General features: G+C 62.2%; 20 protein-coding genes. 11 read left to right on the top strand and 9 right to left on the bottom strand.

The features are described 5' to 3' along the window. Nucleotides 1-162 precede the first annotated feature (162 nt). The 3 genes from AWB75_RS34070 (at nt 163) to AWB75_RS34060 (ending at nt 2,476) form a co-directional block, all read left to right on the top strand. Nucleotides 163-963 (top strand): DUF1835 domain-containing protein, encoded by an 801-nt coding sequence (locus tag AWB75_RS34070; protein ID WP_061128372.1) that lies wholly within the window; start codon nt 163-165, stop codon nt 961-963. Nucleotides 964-990: 27 nt separating this feature from the next. After that, entirely contained in the window at nt 991-1,593 is a 603-nt protein-coding gene (locus tag AWB75_RS34065) for a TetR/AcrR family transcriptional regulator (protein WP_061128371.1), read from the top strand. Between the two features lie 286 nt (nt 1,594-1,879). Then, on the top strand, nt 1,880-2,476 hold the full coding sequence (locus AWB75_RS34060) for a GNAT family N-acetyltransferase (protein WP_200823077.1): 597 nt from the start codon (nt 1,880-1,882) through the stop codon (nt 2,474-2,476). A gap of 63 nt (nt 2,477-2,539) precedes the next feature. On the opposite strand, the gene AWB75_RS34055 is transcribed toward AWB75_RS34060, so the two are convergent. After that, complete coding sequence (locus AWB75_RS34055) at nt 2,540-3,043, bottom strand: Lrp/AsnC family transcriptional regulator (protein ID WP_061128369.1); 504 nt, start codon at nt 3,041-3,043, stop codon at nt 2,540-2,542. Nucleotides 3,044-3,189: 146 nt separating this feature from the next. Between AWB75_RS34055 and hppD the strand changes: the two genes are divergently transcribed. After that, the gene (gene hppD / locus AWB75_RS34050; protein ID WP_061128368.1) at nt 3,190-4,293 is read left to right on the top strand and encodes a 4-hydroxyphenylpyruvate dioxygenase; all 1,104 of its coding nucleotides are present in this window, start codon (nt 3,190-3,192) and stop codon (nt 4,291-4,293) included. 93 nt (nt 4,294-4,386) lie between these two features. Here hppD and AWB75_RS34045 read toward each other — a convergent pair whose 3' ends face one another. Then, entirely contained in the window at nt 4,387-4,596 is a 210-nt protein-coding gene (locus AWB75_RS34045) for a hypothetical protein (protein WP_061128367.1), read from the bottom strand. A 343-nt stretch (nt 4,597-4,939) separates the two neighbouring features. On the opposite strand from AWB75_RS34045, the gene AWB75_RS34040 reads away from it, so the two are divergent. Continuing rightward, on the top strand, nt 4,940-8,509 hold the full coding sequence (locus AWB75_RS34040) for an indolepyruvate ferredoxin oxidoreductase family protein (RefSeq protein ID WP_061128366.1): 3,570 nt from the start codon (nt 4,940-4,942) through the stop codon (nt 8,507-8,509). Between the two features lie 267 nt (nt 8,510-8,776). Here the strand turns inward: AWB75_RS34040 and AWB75_RS34035 are convergent, their stop codons facing one another. Both AWB75_RS34035 and AWB75_RS34030 read right to left on the bottom strand, forming a co-directional pair. Continuing rightward, the gene (locus AWB75_RS34035) at nt 8,777-11,056 is read right to left on the bottom strand and encodes an NADP-dependent malic enzyme (RefSeq protein WP_061128365.1); all 2,280 of its coding nucleotides are present in this window, start codon (nt 11,054-11,056) and stop codon (nt 8,777-8,779) included. 252 nt (nt 11,057-11,308) lie between these two features. Beyond that, complete coding sequence (locus tag AWB75_RS34030; protein WP_061128364.1) at nt 11,309-12,538, bottom strand: MFS transporter; 1,230 nt, start codon at nt 12,536-12,538, stop codon at nt 11,309-11,311. 237 nt (nt 12,539-12,775) lie between these two features. Between AWB75_RS34030 and AWB75_RS34025 the strand changes: the two genes are divergently transcribed. After that, nucleotides 12,776-13,462, top strand: coding sequence for an orotate phosphoribosyltransferase (locus AWB75_RS34025; RefSeq protein WP_061120316.1), 687 nt, complete (start codon nt 12,776-12,778; stop codon nt 13,460-13,462). A gap of 86 nt (nt 13,463-13,548) precedes the next feature. Here AWB75_RS34025 and AWB75_RS34020 read toward each other — a convergent pair whose 3' ends face one another. After that, the gene (locus AWB75_RS34020; protein ID WP_061128363.1) at nt 13,549-14,262 is read right to left on the bottom strand and encodes a response regulator; all 714 of its coding nucleotides are present in this window, start codon (nt 14,260-14,262) and stop codon (nt 13,549-13,551) included. Nucleotides 14,263-14,552: 290 nt separating this feature from the next. Between AWB75_RS34020 and AWB75_RS34015 the strand changes: the two genes are divergently transcribed. The 3 genes from AWB75_RS34015 to argC all read left to right on the top strand — a co-directional run bounded on the left by AWB75_RS34015 (nt 14,553) and on the right by argC (nt 16,877). Next, a complete protein-coding gene (locus AWB75_RS34015) occupies nt 14,553-15,143 on the top strand; it encodes a YbhB/YbcL family Raf kinase inhibitor-like protein (protein WP_061128362.1) in 591 nt (196 codons plus the stop codon). A gap of 119 nt (nt 15,144-15,262) precedes the next feature. Further along, nucleotides 15,263-15,877, top strand: coding sequence for a flavodoxin family protein (locus AWB75_RS34010; RefSeq protein ID WP_061128361.1), 615 nt, complete (start codon nt 15,263-15,265; stop codon nt 15,875-15,877). Between the two features lie 46 nt (nt 15,878-15,923). Further along, a complete protein-coding gene (gene argC / locus AWB75_RS34005; RefSeq protein ID WP_061128360.1) occupies nt 15,924-16,877 on the top strand; it encodes an N-acetyl-gamma-glutamyl-phosphate reductase in 954 nt (317 codons plus the stop codon). Between the two features lie 237 nt (nt 16,878-17,114). Here argC and AWB75_RS34000 read toward each other — a convergent pair whose 3' ends face one another. From AWB75_RS34000 to AWB75_RS33985, 4 genes are all read right to left on the bottom strand, one after another. Beyond that, a complete protein-coding gene (locus AWB75_RS34000) occupies nt 17,115-17,480 on the bottom strand; it encodes a response regulator (protein ID WP_061128359.1) in 366 nt (121 codons plus the stop codon). A 7-nt stretch (nt 17,481-17,487) separates the two neighbouring features. Beyond that, nucleotides 17,488-17,928: a hypothetical protein gene (locus AWB75_RS33995; protein WP_061128358.1), complete on the bottom strand. Its 441-nt coding sequence runs from the start codon at nt 17,926-17,928 to the stop codon at nt 17,488-17,490. A gap of 156 nt (nt 17,929-18,084) precedes the next feature. Then, a complete protein-coding gene (locus tag AWB75_RS33990) occupies nt 18,085-18,714 on the bottom strand; it encodes a LysE family translocator (RefSeq protein ID WP_061128357.1) in 630 nt (209 codons plus the stop codon). 78 nt (nt 18,715-18,792) lie between these two features. After that, nucleotides 18,793-19,731, bottom strand: coding sequence for an NAD(P)-dependent oxidoreductase (locus tag AWB75_RS33985; RefSeq protein ID WP_268807892.1), 939 nt, complete (start codon nt 19,729-19,731; stop codon nt 18,793-18,795). 44 nt (nt 19,732-19,775) lie between these two features. Between AWB75_RS33985 and AWB75_RS33980 the strand changes: the two genes are divergently transcribed. Then, nucleotides 19,776-20,570, top strand: a complete 795-nt coding sequence (locus tag AWB75_RS33980) for a Mut7-C RNAse domain-containing protein (protein ID WP_061128356.1) — start codon at nt 19,776-19,778, stop codon at nt 20,568-20,570. After that, nucleotides 20,567-20,836 (top strand): hypothetical protein, encoded by a 270-nt coding sequence (locus tag AWB75_RS33975; RefSeq protein ID WP_061128355.1) that lies wholly within the window; start codon nt 20,567-20,569, stop codon nt 20,834-20,836. Before AWB75_RS33980 ends, AWB75_RS33975 begins: the two co-directional genes overlap by 4 nt. Nucleotides 20,837-21,033 lie beyond the last annotated feature (197 nt).

Below are 21,033 nucleotides of genomic sequence, written 5' to 3'. Positions count from 1 at the left end.
ATCGATGACGGTTTTGTGCTGACGTGCCAGTGTCATCCGCTGAGCGAGCGCGTCGTCGTGAGTTTCGACGAGCGCTAGGTCACAGCCGGACGTTACTCGATTCGCGTAAACTAGGACCGCTCGACCGAGCGGTCCTTTTGTCTTTCCTGCGCCCCGACACCAATGAACATGATTCACGTCACGAATGGCGATTGCGCGGCCCAATCCCTCGCGGAAGCATTGCGGCGCGCGGAACGCGAAGAGCGCGTCATCGCGCTGCGCGACGATCTTGCTGTCGGCCCGATCAGGGATATCGACGAATCGCCGCTTGCGCGCGCGACGTTCTGGCGTCAGGTGCTGAACAGCGCGATCGACTTCGAGGACGAACTCGAAGAACAGCAGGCGCTCTTCGGCGGCCTCGCGCGCGGCGATAGTCAGATCGTCGTGTGGCACGGTCAGAGCGCGGCCGATCAGCTCACGTTGCGGCGCGTGGCCTATCATCTGCGCAATGCACCGCAGCGCCTGAACGAAGCGAAGCTGAATCACGACGACCTCACGCTCGCAGCCGACGACAAAGACACGGATCATGTCGGCCGCGCCGATCGCGCGACGGCCGTCGGCATGTTCTCGCCGAAGCAACTGCACGCGAAACTGCCGACCGCTGCGCCAATCTCCGTGCTGCGCATCAGCCGTCTCGCGCTCGAATGGCAAGAAGCGAAGCATGCCAACGCCGACACGCGCCGCCTGCGCGACAACATGCTCGTCTCCGGAACATGGCTCGATGTCGACGAAGCACTGCTCGATCTCGCCGGCCCCGAATGGCAGCCGGCACGCCAGATCGCCGGCGCCGCGATGGGTCAGCGCTTTGACTTCATGCTCTCCGATTCCATTGCTTTCTGGCGTTGCCGCGAACTCGTCACGGCCGGACGGCTTAAAATTCGCGGCACGCCGTCCGAGATCAGTCAGGCCGAGCTACGCCGCTGAATTTATAAGAACGCATTCTTCGAACACATGGCCCGTACCAAAGCGCCCGATCACGAGACGCAACGCGAACAGATCCTCGAACTCGCCGCCGCGAAATTCGCGCAGACGAGCTATCCCAGCACCTCGATGGCCGATCTCGCCGCTGCGAGCGGCACGTCGAAAGCCCGGCTCTATCACTATTACGAGAGCAAGGAGGCGATCCTCTTCGATCTCCTCGACCGTTACACGAAACGGCTGATGCTCATCATCGCGGAGGTGGAAGGCGCGAGCCAGCGGCGCGGACTGGGCGAGCGCGAGGTTTTCGCCGAACTGGTGCGCGCGTTTCTCGCGGAGTACGAGACGTCCCACAGCCGGCACGTCGCGCTTCTGAATGATGTGAAGTATCTGGAGGAAGCCCAGCGCGCAATCGTTCTGGACCGCCAGCGCGACATCGTGGCGGCGTTCGCGCGGCAACTCGCTCGCGCTTACCCGAAGCGCGCGACCAAGGACAACCAGACCGCGCTCACGATGATGGTCTTCGGCATGATTAACTGGACGTTCACGTGGCTGAAGCCCGGAGGCAAGCTCGGCTACGGCGAGTTCGCCGAACAGGTGGTCGGCATGATCGAACACGGGCTCGGCGGCGACTGATTTGATGCAGCACAACAAACGGCCCGGACGGCGAATCGTTGCTTTTGAGCAATTTTTATAAGCTATTGATTTTTAAAGGATGTAGCCGTTTTCATTAGCTGTTTAGAACGCGACATCTAGGATGATTTAAGGGTTTTCCCGTATCTGTTTCTCCGCAATCAGCTAAAATTCGTTTTGCTTTGCAGCATGCTGCATCACGAATGAAGGAGGAACGACTGTGGAACTGACCATCAACCGCACCACCGAGCAGATCGTCGCGAGCGATCAACCGCTCAAAGACGCGCGTATGCCGGTTCTCGTCCGCGAACTGTCGTCGGCAGATCGCGAACGTCTCCTCACGCACTTTCTCGCTCTCGACGAAGACGACCGCCTCTTGCGCTTTGGGCAAATCGTGCCGGATCACGTCATCGACAATTACGTGCGCAATCTCAACTTTTCGAACGACAAGGTCTTCGGTGTCTTCGGAAGCGCGCTGGAACTGATCGGCGTCGGCCATTTGGCGTATCTGCCTGCCGAAGGCGACAAGCGCACCGCCGAGTTCGGCGTGTCCGTTCTCGAAAGCGCGCGCGGCCGGGGCATCGGTTCGAAGCTGTTCGAGCGCGCCGCCATGCGCAGCCGCAACACACAGGTTTCGGTGCTGTACATGCATTGCCTGTCGCGCAATTCGACGATGATGCATATCGCGAAGAAGTCCGGCATGAAGATCGAATACGCGTACGGCGAAGCGGACGCCTATCTCTCGCTCACGCCCGCCGATCAAGGCAGCCTCATGAGCGAACTGCTTCAGGAGCAAGCAGCCGTGTTCGACTATGCGATCAAACGCCAGGCGCATCGCGCATCGCAAGTTTTTCAGGCGTTCATGCCGACAGCGGACGCCGCGTAATCTTCTCGGGTAGGCGTTGCGAGCGGGACCAGCACGGGCGGCACTGACCGCCCTTCATCGTTTCTAGCGCAGCGGCAGAGCCGTCGTTTCCTTGATGCGCTCCAGCGAAAAACTCGAACGCACATCGATGACCGACGGGTGATGCAGCAGTTCATCCTGCACGAAGCGCGAAAAATCGTCCATGTCGCGCACCTGGACGCGCAGCAGGAAATCCATCTCGCCGGTCATCGCGTCGCAGGCGACGACTTCCGGCCATGAACGCACGGCTTCGCGAAAGAGATCGCCGTGCGTCGGTGCTTTCGGCGTGCCCGCCGCGGCCTGCATTCCGCCGCGTTTCTCGAGTCGCACATTGATGTACGCGAGCAGTCCCAGCCCGAGCTTTTTGGCGTCGAGCAATGCGACGTAGCCGCGAATCACGCCGATCTCCTCTAGCCGCCGGATGCGCCGCAAACACGGACTCGGCGACAGATTCACGCGATCCGCGATCTCCTGGTTCGACAGCCGTCCATTTTCCTGAAGAATCGCGAGGATTCTGCGGTCGATCGTATCCAATTCCGGTTCAGCCATTTTATTGCTCCACAGCGCATCGATTTGGCAGCTTCGTGTGCAATGTTATGAATGAGCGATGTGTTTCGCAAGTTTTTGCCAGCGTCATCTCATTAAACTGTCTCCACGTCGCGCAATCGCGCTGCACTCAAAATCAGGAGACACGCATGACCGCATCGACTTGGGAAAACCCCGTCGGCACCGATGGCTTCGAATTCATCGAATACACCGCGCCCGATCCCGTCGCGCTCGGCAAACTGTTCGAACAGATGGGTTTCACCGCGATCGCGAAGCATCGTCACAAGGACGTGACGCTGTATCGCCAGGGAGAGATCAACTTCATCGTTAACGCGGAAGCCGACTCGTTCGCGCAGCGCTTCACGCGCCTCCACGGTCCGTCGATCTGCGCGATCGCGTTTCGTGTCGCCGACGCCGCCAAGGCCTACCAGCGCGCGCTCGAACTCGGCGCGTGGGGCTTCGACAACAGGACGGGCCCGATGGAGCTGAACATTCCGGCGATCAAGGGCATCGGCGATTCGCTGATCTATTTCGTCGATCGCTGGCGCGGCAAGAACGGCGCGCAGCCGGGCAGCATCGGCGATATCAGCATTTACGATGTCGACTTCGAGCCGATTCCCGGCGCGGAGCAGAATCCGGTCGGTCACGGTCTGACCTATATCGATCACCTGACGCACAACGTGCATCGCGGCCGCATGGTCGAATGGGCTGAGTTCTACGAACGGCTCTTCAACTTCCGCGAGGTTCGCTACTTCGATATCGAAGGCAAGGTAACGGCGGTGAAGTCGAAGGCGATGACCTCGCCGTGCGGCAAGATCCGCATTCCGATCAACGAGGAAGGCTCGGAGACCGCGGGGCAGATTCAGGAATACCTGGACGCCTATCACGGCGAGGGCATTCAGCACATCGCGCTCGGCACGAGCGACATCTACACCACGGTCGACGGCCTGCGCGGGGCGAAGATCGCGCTGCTCGACACCATCGACACGTATTACGAACTCGTGGACCGCCGCGTGCCGGGCCACGTCGAATCGGTCGCGGAACTGAAGAAGCGCAAGATTCTGATCGACGGCACCAAGGACGAAATCCTCCTTCAGATTTTCACGGAGAACCAGATCGGACCGATCTTCTTCGAAATCATCCAGCGCAAGGGTAATCAGGGATTCGGCGAGGGCAACTTCAAGGCGCTCTTCGAATCGATCGAACTGGATCAAATGCGGCGCGGCGTGCTGAAGGACACCACCGCTAACTGACGGAAAACGACAGTCGAAAAAAAGGGACATGCGATGCATGTCCCTTTTTCGTTCCAGCGGCCGATGCTCGATACAAAGGCCGCGATGACGGGATCAGCCCGCCGTCTCGTCGTCGCTGCTTTCCGATTCGCGGCGTTTCGTGACGCCAGCCTGAACCGACTGAACGCGCACTTGCGCGACCTGTGCAACCGACGACGCCCCGAACGGCGTCGCATTATTCGCCCGTGCGCCGCCCACCGGCGCACTGATGGCAAAAAAAGCCGCCGAAACCATCAGGAAATTCTGGACGTGGCGTTGTTTCATCGTTATCTCCTTCTAACTACGTGCGTACAGCCTGCTTCCGGAAGCCAAACGTGCGCAAAAAACGGCACGGGGTTTTCGGAGGCCCATTTTAGACAGTCGTGGGGCGCAGGGTTCCGCGAGTCGGTCGAATTTACACGTGGTAACAAAACCCACTCCAAGACGGTCAAATCGTCGAGGAATCGACGCAGAGCACGAACAAGTGAGGAATTTTTAACGGGTTTGTCCCACTGTCTCGAAAACCCCTAGAACGGCACACTGAAATCCCGGCCCGACCGTCCAAAAGACGCGACGGCCCGAAACATGCTTTGGTGATCCCAAAACCTCGGGTGGAGGAAGACACATAATGAACGCCCCGCTAGACGCAGAACAAAGAGCTTCCCTAGAAGCCGCACTGAAATCCGTCACGTTAGACGACAAATACACGCTCGAACGCGGCCGCGCCTATATGAGCGGCATCCAGGCGCTAGTGCGTCTGCCGATGCTCCAGCAAGAGCGCGACAAGGCCGCAGGTCTCAATACCGCCGGATTCATCTCCGGCTATCGCGGTTCTCCCCTCGGTGGTCTCGACCAGTCGCTGTGGAAGGCGAAGAAGCATCTCGCCGCCCATCAGGTCGTGTTCCAGCCGGGCGTGAACGAAGATCTCGCCGCCACCGCCGTGTGGGGCTCGCAGCAAGTCAACCTGTACCCGAGCGCGAAATACGACGGCGTATTTTCGATGTGGTACGGCAAGGGCCCGGGCGTCGACCGTTCGGGCGATGTCTTCAAGCACGGCAATTCGGCAGGATCGGCTGCGCACGGCGGCGTCCTGGTGCTCGCGGGCGACGATCACGCCGCGAAGTCATCGACGCTCGCGCATCAGTCGGAGCACCTTTTCAAGGCGTGCGGCTTGCCGGTGCTGTTTCCGTCGAACGTGCAGGAATATCTCGACTTCGGCCTGCACGGCTGGGCGATGAGCCGCTACTCCGGCCTCTGGGTCGCGATGAAATGCGTGACCGATGTCGTCGAGTCGTCGGCGTCCGTGGATATCGATCCGCATCGCACGCAAATCGTGATTCCGACCGATTTCGCGATGCCCGATGGCGGCCTGAACATCCGCTGGCCCGATCCCCCGCTCGTGCAGGAAGCGCGTCTGCTCGATTACAAGTGGTACGCCGCGCTCGCCTACGTGCGCGCAAACAAGCTGGATCGCGTCGAAATCGATTCGCCGCACGCGCGCTTCGGCATCATGACCGGCGGCAAGGCATATCTCGACGTGCGCCAGGCGCTCACCGATCTCGGTCTCGACGACGCGACGTGCTCGCAAATCGGCATTCGTCTCTACAAGGTCGGCTGCGTGTGGCCGCTCGAAGCCCAAGGCGCGCACGAATTCGCCCGCGGGCTGGAGGAGATTCTGGTCGTCGAGGAAAAGCGGCAGATTCTCGAATACGCGATCAAGGAAGAGCTGTACAACTGGCCGGATGCGCAACGTCCGCGCGTCTACGGCAAGTTCGACGAGAAGGATGGCGCCGGCGGCGAATGGTCCGTGCCGATGGGCAACTGGCTGCTTCCGGCGCACTACGAGTTGTCGCCCGCGATCATCGCGAAGGCGATCGCCACGCGTCTCGAAAAGTTCGATCTGCCCGCCGACGTGCGCGCGCGCATCGCCGCGCGGCTGGCCGTGATCGACGCGAAAGAGAAGTCGCTCGCGCGCCCGCGCGTCGAGGCGGAGAGAAAGCCGTGGTTCTGCTCGGGCTGTCCGCACAACACGTCGACGAACGTGCCGGAAGGCTCGCGCGCGATGGCCGGCATCGGCTGTCATTACATGACGGTCTGGATGGACCGCAGCACGAGCACATTCAGCCAGATGGGCGGCGAAGGCGTCGCGTGGGTCGGCCAGTCGCCGTTCTCGAACGACAAGCACGTATTCGCCAATCTCGGCGACGGCACGTACTTCCACTCCGGCTTGCTCGCGATCCGCGCGGCGATCGCGGCGAAGGTGAACATCACCTACAAGATTCTTTATAACGATGCGGTCGCGATGACGGGCGGCCAGCCCGTCGACGGCGTGCTGACGGTGCCGCAGATCACGCATCAACTGGCGGCGGAAGGCGCGGCGAAGATCGTCATCGTGACGGATGAGCCGGAAAAGTACGACGCGAATGTCGGTCTCGCGCCGGGCATCGAAGTGCATCATCGCGATGAACTCGATGACATTCAGCGTCAATTGCGTGAAATTCCCGGCACGTCGATCCTGATCTACGACCAGACCTGCGCCACGGAAAAGCGTCGGCGCAGGAAGCGCGGCGCGTTCCCCGATCCGGCGAAGCGCGTCGTCATCAACGAGGCGGTGTGCGAGGGCTGCGGCGATTGCTCCGTCAAGTCGAATTGTCTGTCGGTCGAGCCGCTCGAAACCGAGTACGGCACGAAGCGGCAGATCAATCAGTCGACGTGCAACAAGGACTATTCGTGTCTGAACGGCTTCTGCCCGAGTTTCGTCACGGTGGAAGGCGGGCAACTGAAGAAGCCGAAGGCGACGAGCGTTTCCGGCGATGCGATGCCCGCGGTGCCCACGCCCGAACTGCCGGAAATCGGACGCCCTTATGGCGTGCTGGTGACGGGTGTCGGCGGAACGGGCGTCGTGACGATCGGCGCGCTGCTCGGCATGGCGGCGCATCTGGAGCAGAAAGGCGTCACGGTGCTCGATGTCACCGGCCTCGCGCAGAAGGGCGGCGCCGTGATGAGCCACGTGCAGATCGCGAACCGTCCGGCCGATATTCACGCGACGCGCATCGCGATGGGCGAGGCGGATCTCGTCATCGGCTGCGATGCGATCGTCACGGCGAGCAACGAATGCGGCTCGCGAATGCAACCGGATCACACGCGCGTCGTCGTGAACAGCGCGCAGACGCCGACCGCCGAGTTCATCAAGAACCCGAACTGGAGTTTCCCGGGCGCAAGCGCGGAGGCGGATATCCGCGCGGCGGCGGGCGAGCATGTTGCGTTGGTCGATGCGAACCGCTTCGCCGTCGCACTGATGGGCGATGCGATTTATACGAATCCGTTCGTGCTGGGCTTCGCGTGGCAGAAGGGTTGGGTGCCGTTGCGGCATGAATCGCTGATTCGCGCGATCGAGCTGAACAACGTGCAGGTCGAGAAGAATCTCGCGGCGTTCGAGTGGGGACGGCGCGCGGCCCACGATCCTTCGAGTGTGACGCGGCTTGCGCATGGTTCGGCGGAAGCGGCGCCGGGCAAGGTCATCGCGCTGCATACGCCGAAGGCGCTCGATGCTTTGATCGATAAGCGGCTCGACTATCTCGCGCGGTATCAGAACGCGGCGTACGCGGCGCGGTATGGGCGGCTGGTCGCGTCTGTGCGTACCGCCGAGGCCGAGTTGGGCAACGGCGATTATTCGCTGACCGAAGCCGTCGCGAAGAATCTGCACAAGCTGATGGCCTATAAGGATGAGTACGAGGTCGCGCGCTTGTATGCCGATCCGGCGTTCATCGAAAAGGTGCGCGCGCGTTTCGAAGGCGACTGGAAGATCAAGGTGCATCTCGCGCCGCCTTCTCTTTCGCGGAAGGACGCGCACGGACATCTCGTAAAAATGCAGTACGGACCCTGGATGATGTCCGCGATGCGGGTTCTGGCGCGGTTCAAGTTCTTACGCGGAACTGCGTTGGATCCGTTCGGGCGCACGGAAGAGCGGAAAATGGAGCGCGCGCTGATCGACGAGTATGAGGCGCTCGTGCGTGAGTTGATCGGCGGGCTCACGACGCAGAAGCTGCCGCTGGCGATCGAGCTCGCGAATCTGCCGGATTCGATGCGCGGGTATGGGCATATCAAGGAAAACAACGTGAAGGCGGCGAAGGTGAAGTGGGAGAAATTGTTGGCGCGGTGGCGCGACCCACAGAGCGAAACGCGGCAAGTGGCCTGACATTCCCCAGTTGATGCTCGGAAGGCGGTTCGCGAAAGCGAATCGCCTTTTTTCTTTCTGTGCCGGCCAATTGAAACGCAAAAAGCGGGACGCGCCTTTCAGACGAGAGCGATAGCCTGACCGTCCATCCGGCCCTGCTCAAGCGCCGAGCCGGACCTGAAACGAGCCTCAGCGTTTCCTTCGAAGCCGGATCATCAAAGGCGTTCGAGCCATGAAAAAACGGCGATCCAGTCGCCCGGATCGCCGTTCTTCCTTCAGCGCTGAACCTTACTTCGCCTTCACCACACTAGCATTCGCACTCGCCACCGCCGTCATATTGATGATCCGCCGCACGGTTGCCGCCGGCGTCAGAATATGCACGGGCTTCGCAGCACCCAGCAGGAAAGGCCCAACCGTCACGCCCTCGCCGCTCACCATCTTGAGCAGGTTGTACGTGATGTTCGCCGCCTCGACGTTCGGCATGATCAGCAAGTTAGCCTCGCCATGCAGCGTCGTCCCAGGGAACGCGGCCTTGCGAACCGCTTCCGACAAAGCCGCGTCACCGTGCATTTCGCCATCGATTTCCAGATGCGGCGCGCGCTCCGCGATCAGCTTGCGCGCCTCGGCCATCCGCTTGCTCGACGCGCTCGGCACGCTACCGAAATTGGAGTTGGAAACCAGAGCCACCTTCGGCTGAATCCCGAATCGTTCGATTTCGCGCGCGGCCAGAATCGTCATATCCGCAAGCTGCTCGGGCGTCGGCGTCTCGTTGACGTACGTATCGCTGATAAACAGATTGCGCCCTTGCAGCATCAGCAGATTCATCGCGGCAAAGTTCTTTGCATCCGGCGACTTGCCGAGCACCTGATCGACGAACTTCAGATGATCCTGGTACGTATCGATCAAACCGCAGATCATGCCGTCGGCATCGCCCATATGGACCAGAATCGCGCCGATCAGCGTATTGAACTTGCGCAGCGCGGCCTTCGCGCTTTCGGGCGTCACGCCCTCACGCGCGGCGATCTCGTGATACGCCTGCCAGCTCTTCTGATAACGCGGATCGTCTTCGGGATTCACGATCTCGAAGTCGACGCCCGGCTTCAGCTTCGACCCCATCTTCTGCAAACGCATCTCGACGACAGCCGGCCGCCCGATGATGATCGGCTTCGCAATCTTCTCCAGCAGCACGAACTGCGCGGCCCGCAGCACGCGCTCATCCTCGCCTTCCGCGAACGCGATGCGCGCAGGCGCCGCCTTCGCCGCCGCGAACACCGGGCGCATCACCATGCCCGTGCGATACACCGTCGCGCCAAGCGTCTCGCGATATGCGTCCATGTCCTTGATCGGACGGGTCGCGACGCCCGAATCCATCGCGGCTTGCGCGACAGCCGGCGCGATCTTGATGATGAGACGCGGATCGAACGGCTTCGGAATCAGATATTCCGGACCGAATTCGAGCGAATGGCCTTCGTACGCCTTCGCGACTTCATCGCCCTGATCGGTTTCTTCCGCCAGTTCGGCGATCGCGCGCACGCACGCGAGCTTCATCTCTTCCGTGATGGTCGTAGCTCCAACATCCAGCGCGCCGCGGAAAATGAACGGGAAGCACAGTACGTTGTTGACCTGGTTCGGATAGTCCGAACGGCCCGTCGCGATGATCGCGTCCGGACGCACCCGCTTCGCTTCCTCCGGACGAATCTCCGGCTCCGGATTCGCGAGCGCGAGAATCAGCGGCTTGTCGGCCATCGTCGTGACCATATCCGCCTTGAGCACGCCCGCGCTCGAGCAGCCGAGGAACACGTCGCAGCCGTGCATCGCGTCGGCGAGCGTGCGCGCGTCGGTCGTCGCCTGATAGCGCTCCTTCGATGCATCCAGATTGCCGCGGCCTTCGTAGATCACGCCCTTCGAATCGACCACGAGCGTGTTCGACTTCTTCAGGCCGAGATCGACGAGCAGATCCAGACACGCGATCGCCGCCGCGCCCGCGCCGGAGCAGACGAGCTTCACTTCGTCCAGCTTCTTGCCGACGACTTTCAGGCCGTTGAGAATCGCCGCCGATGCGATGATCGCAGTTCCATGTTGATCATCATGGAAAACGGGAATCTTCATGCGCTCGCGCAGCTTCTTCTCGATATAGAAGCATTCGGGCGCCTTGATGTCTTCCAGGTTGATGCCGCCGAGCGTCGGTTCGAGCATCGCGATCGCATCGACGAGTTTGTCCGGATCGGTTTCGGCCAACTCGATATCGAACACGTCGATGCCCGCGAACTTCTTGAACAGACATCCCTTGCCTTCCATCACCGGCTTCGCGGCCAGCGGCCCGATATTGCCGAGCCCGAGCACTGCAGTGCCGTTCGTCACGACGCCGACGAGATTCGCGCGCGACGTGTACTTCTGCGCATCGAGCGGCTCGTCGTAGATCGCCATGCACGCGGCCGCGACGCCCGGCGAATACGCGAGCGACAAGTCGAGCTGATTGGACAGGGGTTTTGTCGGCGTCACCGAAATCTTGCCGGGACGCGGATTCTGGTGATACGCGAGGGCGCTTTGCTTCAGTTGTTCGTCCATGATTGACCTGAGACGTTTGGGAATTATTTGAACAGGGTTCACACCGCCGTCGACCGTGCTGCAATGAATGCGGAAATGTGAATCTATGGACCAGTTTCAGTTGCCCGGCGCGTCGGATAGACGCAGCGTGCCGCTCGCCAAGGATGAAACGAGCGGACGGAGCTTGGTTTTTTTGGGACGTCCAGTGTACACCGGGCACATGAAATGACGCGATGCAACGTTTCAGCGCAATTTCGTCCGATGACACCGCACTCAGTCGAGCTCGGCGCCGCGTTTTTCGGGGATGAGAAAGAGCGTCGCGATGACGTCGAGCAGATAGATCGATGCGAGGAACGCCAGTGCAACGGAGAACGAATAACGCGCCGCCAGCGCTCCGACCGCGACCGGACCGAGCCCGCCCACCGCTCGCCCGATATTGAACAGCACGTTTTGCGCGGTCGCACGCGCTTCGGTCGGATAAATCTCGGAGATCAGCGCGCCGTAACCGCCGAGCATGCCGTTCACGAACACGCCCATCACCGCGCCGCCGATCAGGAGCGCCGCCGGGCTCGTGAGATTCGAGTAGACGAACACCATCGCGACCGCGCCGATCTGATAGACGAGAAACGCCGGCTTGCGCCCGAAGCGATCGGCGGCCAAGCCGAAGAGCCAGATGCCGAACGCCATGCCGAGCACGGTGACGGCGGTCCAGAGTCCCGATTTCGTCAGCGAATAGCCGAAGGTCTTCGAGAGATAGGTCGGCAGCCAGATCATCAAGCCGTAATAGCCGAAGTTCTGCACCGAGCACAGGATGATCACGCCAAGGCTCGCGCGCGCGGTGCGGGCGTCGTCGAAGAGTCGTTTCAGCGGGATTTCGCGTTTTTTCGCTGTTGCCCGGCGCTGTGTGAACAGCGCGGGCTCCTCCACGCGCCGCCGCACGAGGAACGACACGACCGCGGGCAACAAGCCCACCGCGAACATGCCGCGCCAGCCGATGACGGGCAGGAGCATCGGCGTGATCAATGCGGCGGCCAGCACGCCCAATTGCCAGCCGATCCCCACGTACGACGACACGCGCGCCCGCATCCGCGCGGGCCAAGCCTCCGCAACGAGCGCCATGCCGATGCCGAACTCTCCGCCGAGCCCGATCCCGGCGATGGTGCGGTAGATCAACAGATCGCCGTAGCCCTGCGCGAGCGCGCACATGCCCGTGAAAACAGCGAAGACGAGGATCGTCCAGGTCAGCACGCGCACGCGGCCGAAGTGATCAGACAGCATGCCGAACACGACGCCGCCCGCGACCGCGCCGGCGAGCGTCCACGTGACGAGCGCGCCGGATTGCGCGGACGAAAGATGCAAATCGGCGGCGATCGCCGGCAGCATGAAGCCGAGGATCAGCAGGTCGAAGCCGTCCATTGCGTAGCCGAGAACCGACGCGACGAGCGCCTGGAGTGCGTGACGGGAGAGCGGTTCGGAGGAAGTGGATGAGGAAGCGGGCGTCATCGGAGCGTTCGGCGGAAAGTGCCGCGAGTGTACGCGCGAGCGCGCGATCCGTTCAATCGGTCGAGAAAAGCCCGCTCGCCCGCATTCCTCTGCTCGGGTAAAATGGCGGGCTACGCGTGCAGTGAATGCGCGAAAACGCCGTCCAAACGGCGCGTTCCGCATCGTAAGCCTGCGCCAAAGGCCCTCGCGGCCGCCTCCCCGCTTTTGCAAGCGCCACACAAGTCCAAGGATTCGCCCATGACAGGCTTCGATCGCCAGACGATCTCCGACACCACCGCCAAGATGCTGCTCGAAGTGCAGGCGGTGCACTTCAACGCGGAAAAACCGTACATCTTCACGTCCGGCTGGGCGAGCCCGGTGTATATCGACTGCCGCAAGCTTATCTCCTACCCGCGCGTGCGCCGCGGCCTGATGGAGATGGCGGAAGCAACGATTCTGCGCGACGTCGGCTACGAGCAGATCGACGCGGTCGCGGGCGGCGAGACGGCGGGCATCCCGTTCGCGGCGTGGATCGCCGACCGCCTGATGGTGCCGATGCAATACGTGCGCAAGAAGCCGAAGGGTTTCGGGCGCAATGCGCAGATCGAAGGTCTGTTGACCGAAGGCCAGCGCGTGCTGCTGGTCGAAGACCTGACCACAGACAGCCGCAGCAAGATCAACTTCATCAACGCGCTGCGCACCGCGGGCGCGACGGTGAACCACTGCTTCGTGCTGTTTCACTACAACATCTTCAAGGAGAGCGTGTCGGTGCTTAAAGACATCGACGTCGATCTCCACGCGCTCGCCACGTGGTGGGACGTGCTGCGCGTCGCGAAGGAGCAGGGCTATTTCGAGTCGAAGACGCTCGATGAAGTCGAAAAATTCCTGCATGCGCCGGCTGAATGGTCGGCGGCGCACGGCGGCGCAACCGCTGCGCCGCAATAAGCGCTGACGTCTCGCAGCAATTAAACAAAAAGAGCCGCTGATTCAAATCAGCGGCTCTTTTTTATTTTCAGCACGTCAAAGTCTGCTTATAGCGAATCCGGAGCGCGAAGCGACGAATCGTCGAGTGAACCGTCGCCGGAATAGGCCGAAAGATTCATCAAGCCGTTGCTTTGCGCATATTGAAATAATTCAGAATCGCGTTCGATTCCGAGTTTTCTCATCGCCGTGTTTTTTTGCGTGCTGATCGTTTTGATACTGCGCCGCAATTGTCCCGCGATTTCCGTGATGGTCATGCCCGAGACGAAAAGGCGCACCACTTCGAGTTCCCGTTTCGACAGGATCACGCTGCGCTGCTGCCCGCTCGCGCCGAGGCCCATGCTGTCGAGCGCCGCCTTCACGGACGGCCCGAGATACTCCTGGCCGCGCATGACATGCTGGATCGCCCAGCCGATGTGGTTCATGTCGTCGGCCTTGTTGATGATGGACATCACGCCGACTTCGCGCAAACGTTTGAGCAAGGCAGGATTTTCGAGCATCGTCAGCACGACGAGCTTCACGCGCGGAAACTGGCGGCCGATGTAGCCCAGCAAAGGCATGCCGTCACCGTAGGAGCCGCCGGGCATGGCGAGGTCGGTGACGAGGACGTCGCAGGCCGCTTTTTGAAGCAACTGAATGAGTTCGGTCGACTGACGCGCCTGGCCGACTACGTCCACCTCCGGAAACTTGCTGAGCGCCTGGGTCGCGCCAAAAAGAATCACCGGGTGGTCGTCTGCAATGATGACTTTTATTCGCTGGCTCATTACTTTCTCCTGAATATCGGTCGATTAGTTGCCGCGCGAATCTGCGTCGAATTACTCATTTCTACGTTCAATAAAGTCGGAAGTCATCGCCGTCAAGGCGCTTTACACTACGTCCAAACCAATAAGCGCGTGTGGCGCCATCGGCTAAGTCTCAAGGATTCGAAGCTTTTATGCTTTGTTGCAATGTTAAACTGCATCCCGTCACGAAGCGCATCACTGAGACAAAAAACATCGTTGCAGCTAGCGAAACGCTGTTATATCGCGCAACGATACTGACAGGAGTTCAGCACATGCGCCTCACCGGTCGACGCGTGAGTTCGGGTGGCCAAGTCGCATCAGCACTGTTCATCGCCTTCGTGGCGGCAGGTTTCTTCGGTTCGCGCGAGGCCGGGGCCGACCCGGCCTTCAGTGTTTCGAGCGTGGATCTCGCGCCGGGCAAGACCATCGGGCGCGATCTGCTTTTCGACCAGTCCGATTGCAAGGGCGGCAACCGCTCGCCGCAGATCTCATGGCGCGGCGCGCCCGCGAGCACCCGTAGCTTTGCCGTGACCATCTTCGATCCCGACGCGCCCGGACGCGGCTGGTGGCATTGGGCGGCCGCGGGCATCCCCGCCGGCACGGATCGCCTGCCGAACAACGCGAGCGCATCGGGCGCACTGCGCAAGCTCGGCGCGATCGAGGCGCGCAACGACTGGGACACGGACGGCTACGGCGGTCCGTGCCCGCCGACCGGCAAGCCGCATCGTTACATCGTGACCGTGTACGCGCTCAACAGCGTCGATCTGCGTCTGCGCCAGGGCACGCCCGCGCTGATGTTCGAGCACGAAATCCGCACGCTGGCGATTGCCAGCGCACAAATGACTTTCACGTATGGCCGATAGGGGTCAGAAGCGTGCGGTCGCGCCGGCCGGATAAAAATCGTCTTTGCTAGACTGACCGGACCGTCCGCAAGGCGCGCCTCGAGCGTGCGCCGCGGCGCACGGAAAGACTCGGGGACACCATGCCGAACATCATCATCGTTTATCACAGCGGCTACGGCCACACGAAGAAGGTCGCGGAAGCCGTGCTAGGCGGCGCGACCGACGCGGGCGCGAGCGTGAGGCTGATCGCCGTCGCCGATATCGACGAAGCCGCCTGGGGCGATCTCGACGCCGCCGACGCCATCGTTTTCGGCGCGCCGACCTACATGGGCGGGCCCTCCGCCGACTTCAAGAAGTTCGCCGACGCGAGTTCGAAGCCCTGGTTCGTGCAGAAATGGAAGAACAAGATCGCGGCCGGCTTCACCAATTCGGCGCACATGAACGGCGATAAATTCCTGACGATCTCCTATTTCGTCACGCTGGCGATGCAGCACGGCATGATCTGGGTCGGAACGGGCATGATGCCGTCGAACACCAAGGCGGCCACCCGCAACGACCTGAACTTCGTTGGCGGCTTCACGGGCCTGCTCACGCAGTCGCCCGCCGACGCCTCGCCGGAGGAAGCGCCGCCGCCCGGCGATCTGGAGACGGCGAAGCTATTCGGCGCGCGTATCGCCGAGGTGACGGCGCGCTGGATCGGCGCTCGCGCGGCCGTCGAAAACGGTGGACATGAACCCGCCTCGGAATCGCCTTAAAATAGCGGTTTTGCGGCGAGCGCCCGCACGAACCAGCGAGATCGAGATGACCACGAAAGTATTCGTCGACGGACAGGAAGGCACCACCGGCCTGAAGATTTTTGAATATCTGTCGCAGCGCCGTGACATCGAGGTGTTGCGTATCGACGACGCGAAGCGCAAGGACGTCAAGGAGCGCCGCAGGCTCATCAACGCATCGGACGTGACATTCCTGTGCCTGCCGGATGTCGCCTCGCGCGAGTCGGTGTCGCTCGTCGATCCCGATAACACGCGCACCGTGATGATCGACGCCAGCACCGCCTTTCGCACGCAGGACGACTGGGCGTACGGCCTGCCCGAACTGTCACACGCGCAGCGCGAGCGTCTGCGCACGTCGAAGCGCATCGCGGTCCCGGGCTGCCATGCGTCGGCGTTCGTGCTGTCGGTGCAGCCGCTCGTCGCGGGCGGTCTCGTTCCCGCCGACTTCCGCGCGCACGCGTACTCGATCACCGGGTACAGCGGCGGCGGCAAGAAGATGATTGCGGAGTACGAAGCCGGCGGCGACGGGAAGCTCATGAGCCCGCGCCCGTACGCGCTTGCCCTGACGCACAAGCATCTTCCGGAAATGTCGGTGCGCACCGGCCTCACGCACGCGCCGATCTTCACGCCGATCGTCGGTCCGTTCCTGAAGGGCCTCGCGGTGACGACGTATTTCTCGCCGGATCAGTTGAAGCGCGCGGCCAAGCCGCAGGACGCGCGCGACATGCTCGCCGAGTATTACAACAACGAGCCGTTCGTGCGCGTGATGCCGTTCGACGCCGAGAGCAATCTCGACGCGGGCTTCTTCGACGTACAGGCGTGCAATGACACGAATCGTGTCGATATCTTCGTGTTCGGCAACGACGAGCGTTTCGTCACGGTCGCGCGTCTAGACAATCTTGGCAAAGGCGCGTCAGGTGCGGCGATTCAGTGCATGAATCTGGCGATCGGCGCGGACGAAGACGCGGGTCTCGCGCGCTAAGACATAACGACCGTTAATCGGGAAAGGCCGGTCCGTTTCACTGCGGATCGGCTTTTTTTGTGCCGCCAGTGCGCCGCGAGATCGGAACGTTTGGACGAAAAAAAGCCCGCCAAAGCTGGCGGGCTGAATCCATATCAGCGGAGACATGGAGGAGACAGCAGTAAATATAGCAATAATTTTGGTGCATCGCAACATTGATGGTTGCGGCAGGCTGACGCACGGCATGTCCGCGCTCAATCAGGGCTGCATCATCGACAAGATGAAGTGCAGTTGATCCGCCGAGATAGGCTTGACGAAATGCACGTCGAAGCCGGCGGCCTGCGTCATTTCGCGATGTTGCGGCTGGCCCCAGCCCGTCAGCGCGACCAGCATCAACCCGTGACCGTTCGGCAGACGGCGCAGTTCGCGCGCCGCCGCGAGACCGTCGACGAGCGGCATGCCCAGATCGAGAATCACCACTTCGGGGTCGAACTTGCCGGCGACTTCGACCGCCTGCGCGCCGTTCGCGGCCAGCGCCACTTCATGGCCCATGCCGTTCAGCAGGTTCGCGAGACCGGCGAGCGCATCGTCGTCGTCGTCGGCTATGAGAATGCGCTTGCTCACGATGGTCTCACCGGGAACCGTAAATCTCGAGGGTCAGCTTGTTCGAGCTCGCCTGCGCCGCAGTGATCTCGGTGCGCGCGCCGCGTGCGCCCAGATAGAAATGCTGGCGCGCGGGCGAATTCTGATCGTGCGTCGCGTCCGGCAGGCACGATGCGATGTCCGCCGCGACGCCTTGCAGCGCCTCGGCGCCGGAGCCGCCACCCGGCGTCCACGTGCACCGATAGTTCGTCTGCGATGCGGCGCATTTCACGTCGTCGCCGTGGGAGCGCGCGATCGCTCGGCCGTCGATTGCCGCTAGCGAGGAAAAAGTCGGCGCGGCAGCCACGATGCGCTTCAACGTATCACAGGCATTCGAAGTGTCGTCGGCATGCGCGGGTGCCGTCGCAAGCAGGCAGCAAAAAAACGGCAAAAGCGCGGCAAGTGTGGCGCGTGGGCCAGTCGTGTGCATGGAGCGCCTCCTTTAGCTGTTCTTCTCGATTTCGCGGCGAACCGGGACGAGCGCTACTATCCGCCGGCCCCTTGCGCCTGTATGTTCGAAAGCGAATGAAGCACTGCAAACGAAGCAAGTCACGCGCCCGTTCATGCAGACGTTTCGGCGGGCGCCTCAGTGGCGCACGAGTGCCATCATCGCGCCGAAGGCGACGAACACGCCGCCCGTCAGCCGATTGAACGCCTGCGCGACGCTCGCGCTCTTCAGCTTGTCGCCGATGCGCGCGCCCAGTCCCGCATACACCGCGTACCAGCTCACCTCGATGACCGCGAACGTCGACACGAGCACCGCGAACTGCGGCAAGATGGGCCGGCTTGCGTCGATGAACTGCGGCAGCAGCGCCGCCGCGAAGAGAATCGCCTTTGGATTGCTGCTCGCGACGAGAAAGCCGTTGCGAAAGAGCGTCACGCGTTTCACCGATGGCGTGCCCGCGCTTTCATCGCGGACATCGATCGCGCTCGCCTTCGCGCGCCAGCTTTTCACGCCGAGCCAGACCAGATACCCCGCGCCGGCCAGACGCAGCGTGTCGAAGAGACGCGGCCACGCTTCGAGAAACACGCCGAGCCCCGCCGCCGATACCGACAGCATGATGACGAGCGCCGTGAGACAACCGGCCATGGTGGCCGTCGAGCGCTTGAGGCCGTGCCGCGCGCCATGCGTCATCACGAGCAGCATGTTGGGACCGGGGATCGCTGATACGACGAAGACGGTGGCGACGAACAGCCACCAGAGATGCAGGCTCATTGCGGCGTGGCGAAGAAGATGAACGGATTCGCATTATGCCGTCCGCCTGCATCGCCACGACATCGATTTGATTTGGAATCAGCGCCCCGCGCGGCGAGCCGCGACTTGTCCGAGCACGGCGAAGTCCTTGTCGCCGTCGCCGTGAGCGATGGCGTCGACGAGGTTGTCGCGCACGACGCTCGCCACGGGCAGCGGCACGTTCACGGCATCGCCGGCGGCGATCGCGAGGCGCAGGTCCTTCAGCCCGAGCCGCGCCTTGAAGAGCGCGGGTTCGTAGCGGCGCTCGGCGATCATCTTGCCGTAGCCCTGATACACAGGCCCCGGAAACAGCGAATTCGTGATGACGTCGAGAAGCGTCTGCGCCTCGATGCCGTGGCCGCTCACGAGCGCCGCCGCTTCGCCGAAGCTCTCGATCGCCGACGCCAGCATGAAATTCGCCGCGAGTTTGAGCACGTTCGCGTGCTGCGGCTCGCTGCCGACGCGCCAGGTTTTCTGGCCGAGCGCATCGAGAACGGGCTGCACCCGGTCGATCGCCTCGCTCGCGCCGGCCGCGAGAATGTTGAGCTTGCCCGCCGCCGCGACATCCGGCCGCCCGAGCACCGGCGCGGCGACATACGCGACGCCGTGCTGCGAGTGCAGTTCGGCGAGCTCGACGGCGAGCGCCGCGGAAATCGTCGCCATGTTGACGTGCACGAGGCCCTTCGGCGCATGCTTGACCAGGCCGCCGTCGATGAGCACGGAGCGTAGCGCGTTGTCGTCGGCGAGCATGGAGAACGCGGCGTCGCCGGCGAACGCCTGCTCGGGCGTATCGACCACCGACGCGCCCTGATCAGCGAGTGCGCGCGTCTTGTCACGCGAGCGGTTCCAGACGCGCACCGTGTGCCCCGCCTTGAGCGCGTTGCTCGCCATCGCGCCGCCCATTTCGCCCAAACCGATAAATCCGATATCCATGCTCGTGTGCTCCTTTGCCTTGTCTGCCGCCGCGCGGGCCCCGCGCCAGTGGAGCCAGTAGAGCACATCGAAGTGAAGCGCGCAGGAACGCGCAATGCGATACTGGCTGGATGGTCAAGGCGCACTTTCACTTCCATCGCGAACTGAACGATTTCCTCGCTCGATCGCAGCGCGGGCACACGTTCGCGTGCGCGTACGCGAAGTCTTCATCGACCAAACACATGATCGAGGCGCTCGGCGTGCCGCACACGGAAGTCGGATTGATCGTGCGCAACGGCCTGCCGACCGGCTTCGACACGCTGATCGAAGCCAACGATCTCATCGAGATTTATCCGACTCGTCATGCGCCCGAAGGCATGGCGAACGGCGCGCTGCTCCTGCGGCCGCCGCTGCCTGCGACCGATCTGCGTTTCATCGCCGATGCGCATCTCGGCGGGCTCGCGCAACTGCTGCGGCTCGCGGGCTTCGATACGCGTTACGACAACAATTTCCCCGACGATGAAATCGAGCAGCTCGCGCACGACGAAGCGCGCATCGTGCTCACGCGCGATCGCGAGTTGCTGAAGCGCCGCACCGTGCTGCGCGGCTGCTACGTGCGCACGCTGCAGCCGGACGAGCAGTTTCGCGAAGTGTCGGCGCGCTTCGACCTCGCGCCGCATGTGCGCGCATTTCGTCTGTGCCTGATGTGCAACGCGCCCTTGCGTCGCGCCGGACCCGGCGACATCGACGGCCGCGTGCCCGACGGCGTGCGCGAGCGGCATACGCGCTTCGTCACCTGCGACGTGTGTCATCGCGTGTTCTGGGAAGGCTCGCACTGGCGGCGCATGCGCGCGCGCATCGACGCGCTGGCGGTTCCGTACAATACGGGCCTTTCTACTCAATCGTCGCCCGGGAGCATCGCGTGAACAAATTCCAGCTGGAACAGACCAAGGCCTTCAAACTCGCCAACGATTTGAAGCAAGGCGGACGAGGACGCGCGGGCGCGGCGGACGCGCAGAAAGTCGATCGGCGCGAGCAGCGCAAACTCGATCAGGCGAAAGGACTCGTGCCGTTCGCCTGCAAGCTCGATGAAAAGCTGGTCAAGCAGTTGAAGGAGCGCGCCGAAACGCATGAAGGCGGGATGACGGCCGTGTTGACGGAATTGCTGGTCAAGGCGGGGTTGGAGCGGTAAGTCGCGTCTCTATTTGTCGCCGTAGTGGCCGCGGCAGCGAACGATAAGGAGGTCCGCGTCCGATACCTCATAGACAAATCGGTTTTTCTCGTGGCGGCCTCAAAAGCGAGGTGCAACACCTATCTCGTATAAGGTGTTGCAATGCCCGACAAAACTACTTCATACCAGCACCTTCAACCTGAAGAACGCCTCGCCAT

This window comes from Caballeronia catudaia, from assembly GCF_001544755.2.
GTDB lineage: Bacteria > Pseudomonadota > Gammaproteobacteria > Burkholderiales > Burkholderiaceae > Caballeronia > Caballeronia catudaia.
The sequence above is the reverse complement of the archived record's forward strand: the minus strand, read 5'-3'. Positions and strand labels throughout refer to the sequence as shown.

Coding starts and splice junctions, on each gene's coding strand:
- AWB75_RS34070 (WP_061128372.1), top strand. CDS start 163: ATGAACATGATTCACGTCACGAATGGCGATTGCGCGGCCCAATCCCTC.
- AWB75_RS34065 (WP_061128371.1), top strand. CDS start 991: ATGGCCCGTACCAAAGCGCCCGATCACGAGACGCAACGCGAACAGATC.
- AWB75_RS34060 (WP_200823077.1), top strand. CDS start 1,880: ATGCCGGTTCTCGTCCGCGAACTGTCGTCGGCAGATCGCGAACGTCTC.
- AWB75_RS34055 (WP_061128369.1), bottom strand. CDS start 3,043: ATGGCTGAACCGGAATTGGATACGATCGACCGCAGAATCCTCGCGATT.
- hppD (WP_061128368.1), top strand. CDS start 3,190: ATGACCGCATCGACTTGGGAAAACCCCGTCGGCACCGATGGCTTCGAA.
- AWB75_RS34045 (WP_061128367.1), bottom strand. CDS start 4,596: ATGAAACAACGCCACGTCCAGAATTTCCTGATGGTTTCGGCGGCTTTT.
- AWB75_RS34040 (WP_061128366.1), top strand. CDS start 4,940: ATGAACGCCCCGCTAGACGCAGAACAAAGAGCTTCCCTAGAAGCCGCA.
- AWB75_RS34035 (WP_061128365.1), bottom strand. CDS start 11,056: ATGGACGAACAACTGAAGCAAAGCGCCCTCGCGTATCACCAGAATCCG.
- AWB75_RS34030 (WP_061128364.1), bottom strand. CDS start 12,538: ATGACGCCCGCTTCCTCATCCACTTCCTCCGAACCGCTCTCCCGTCAC.
- AWB75_RS34025 (WP_061120316.1), top strand. CDS start 12,776: ATGACAGGCTTCGATCGCCAGACGATCTCCGACACCACCGCCAAGATG.
- AWB75_RS34020 (WP_061128363.1), bottom strand. CDS start 14,262: ATGAGCCAGCGAATAAAAGTCATCATTGCAGACGACCACCCGGTGATT.
- AWB75_RS34015 (WP_061128362.1), top strand. CDS start 14,553: ATGCGCCTCACCGGTCGACGCGTGAGTTCGGGTGGCCAAGTCGCATCA.
- AWB75_RS34010 (WP_061128361.1), top strand. CDS start 15,263: ATGCCGAACATCATCATCGTTTATCACAGCGGCTACGGCCACACGAAG.
- argC (WP_061128360.1), top strand. CDS start 15,924: ATGACCACGAAAGTATTCGTCGACGGACAGGAAGGCACCACCGGCCTG.
- AWB75_RS33995 (WP_061128358.1), bottom strand. CDS start 17,928: ATGCACACGACTGGCCCACGCGCCACACTTGCCGCGCTTTTGCCGTTT.
- AWB75_RS33990 (WP_061128357.1), bottom strand. CDS start 18,714: ATGAGCCTGCATCTCTGGTGGCTGTTCGTCGCCACCGTCTTCGTCGTA.
- AWB75_RS33980 (WP_061128356.1), top strand. CDS start 19,776: ATGGTCAAGGCGCACTTTCACTTCCATCGCGAACTGAACGATTTCCTC.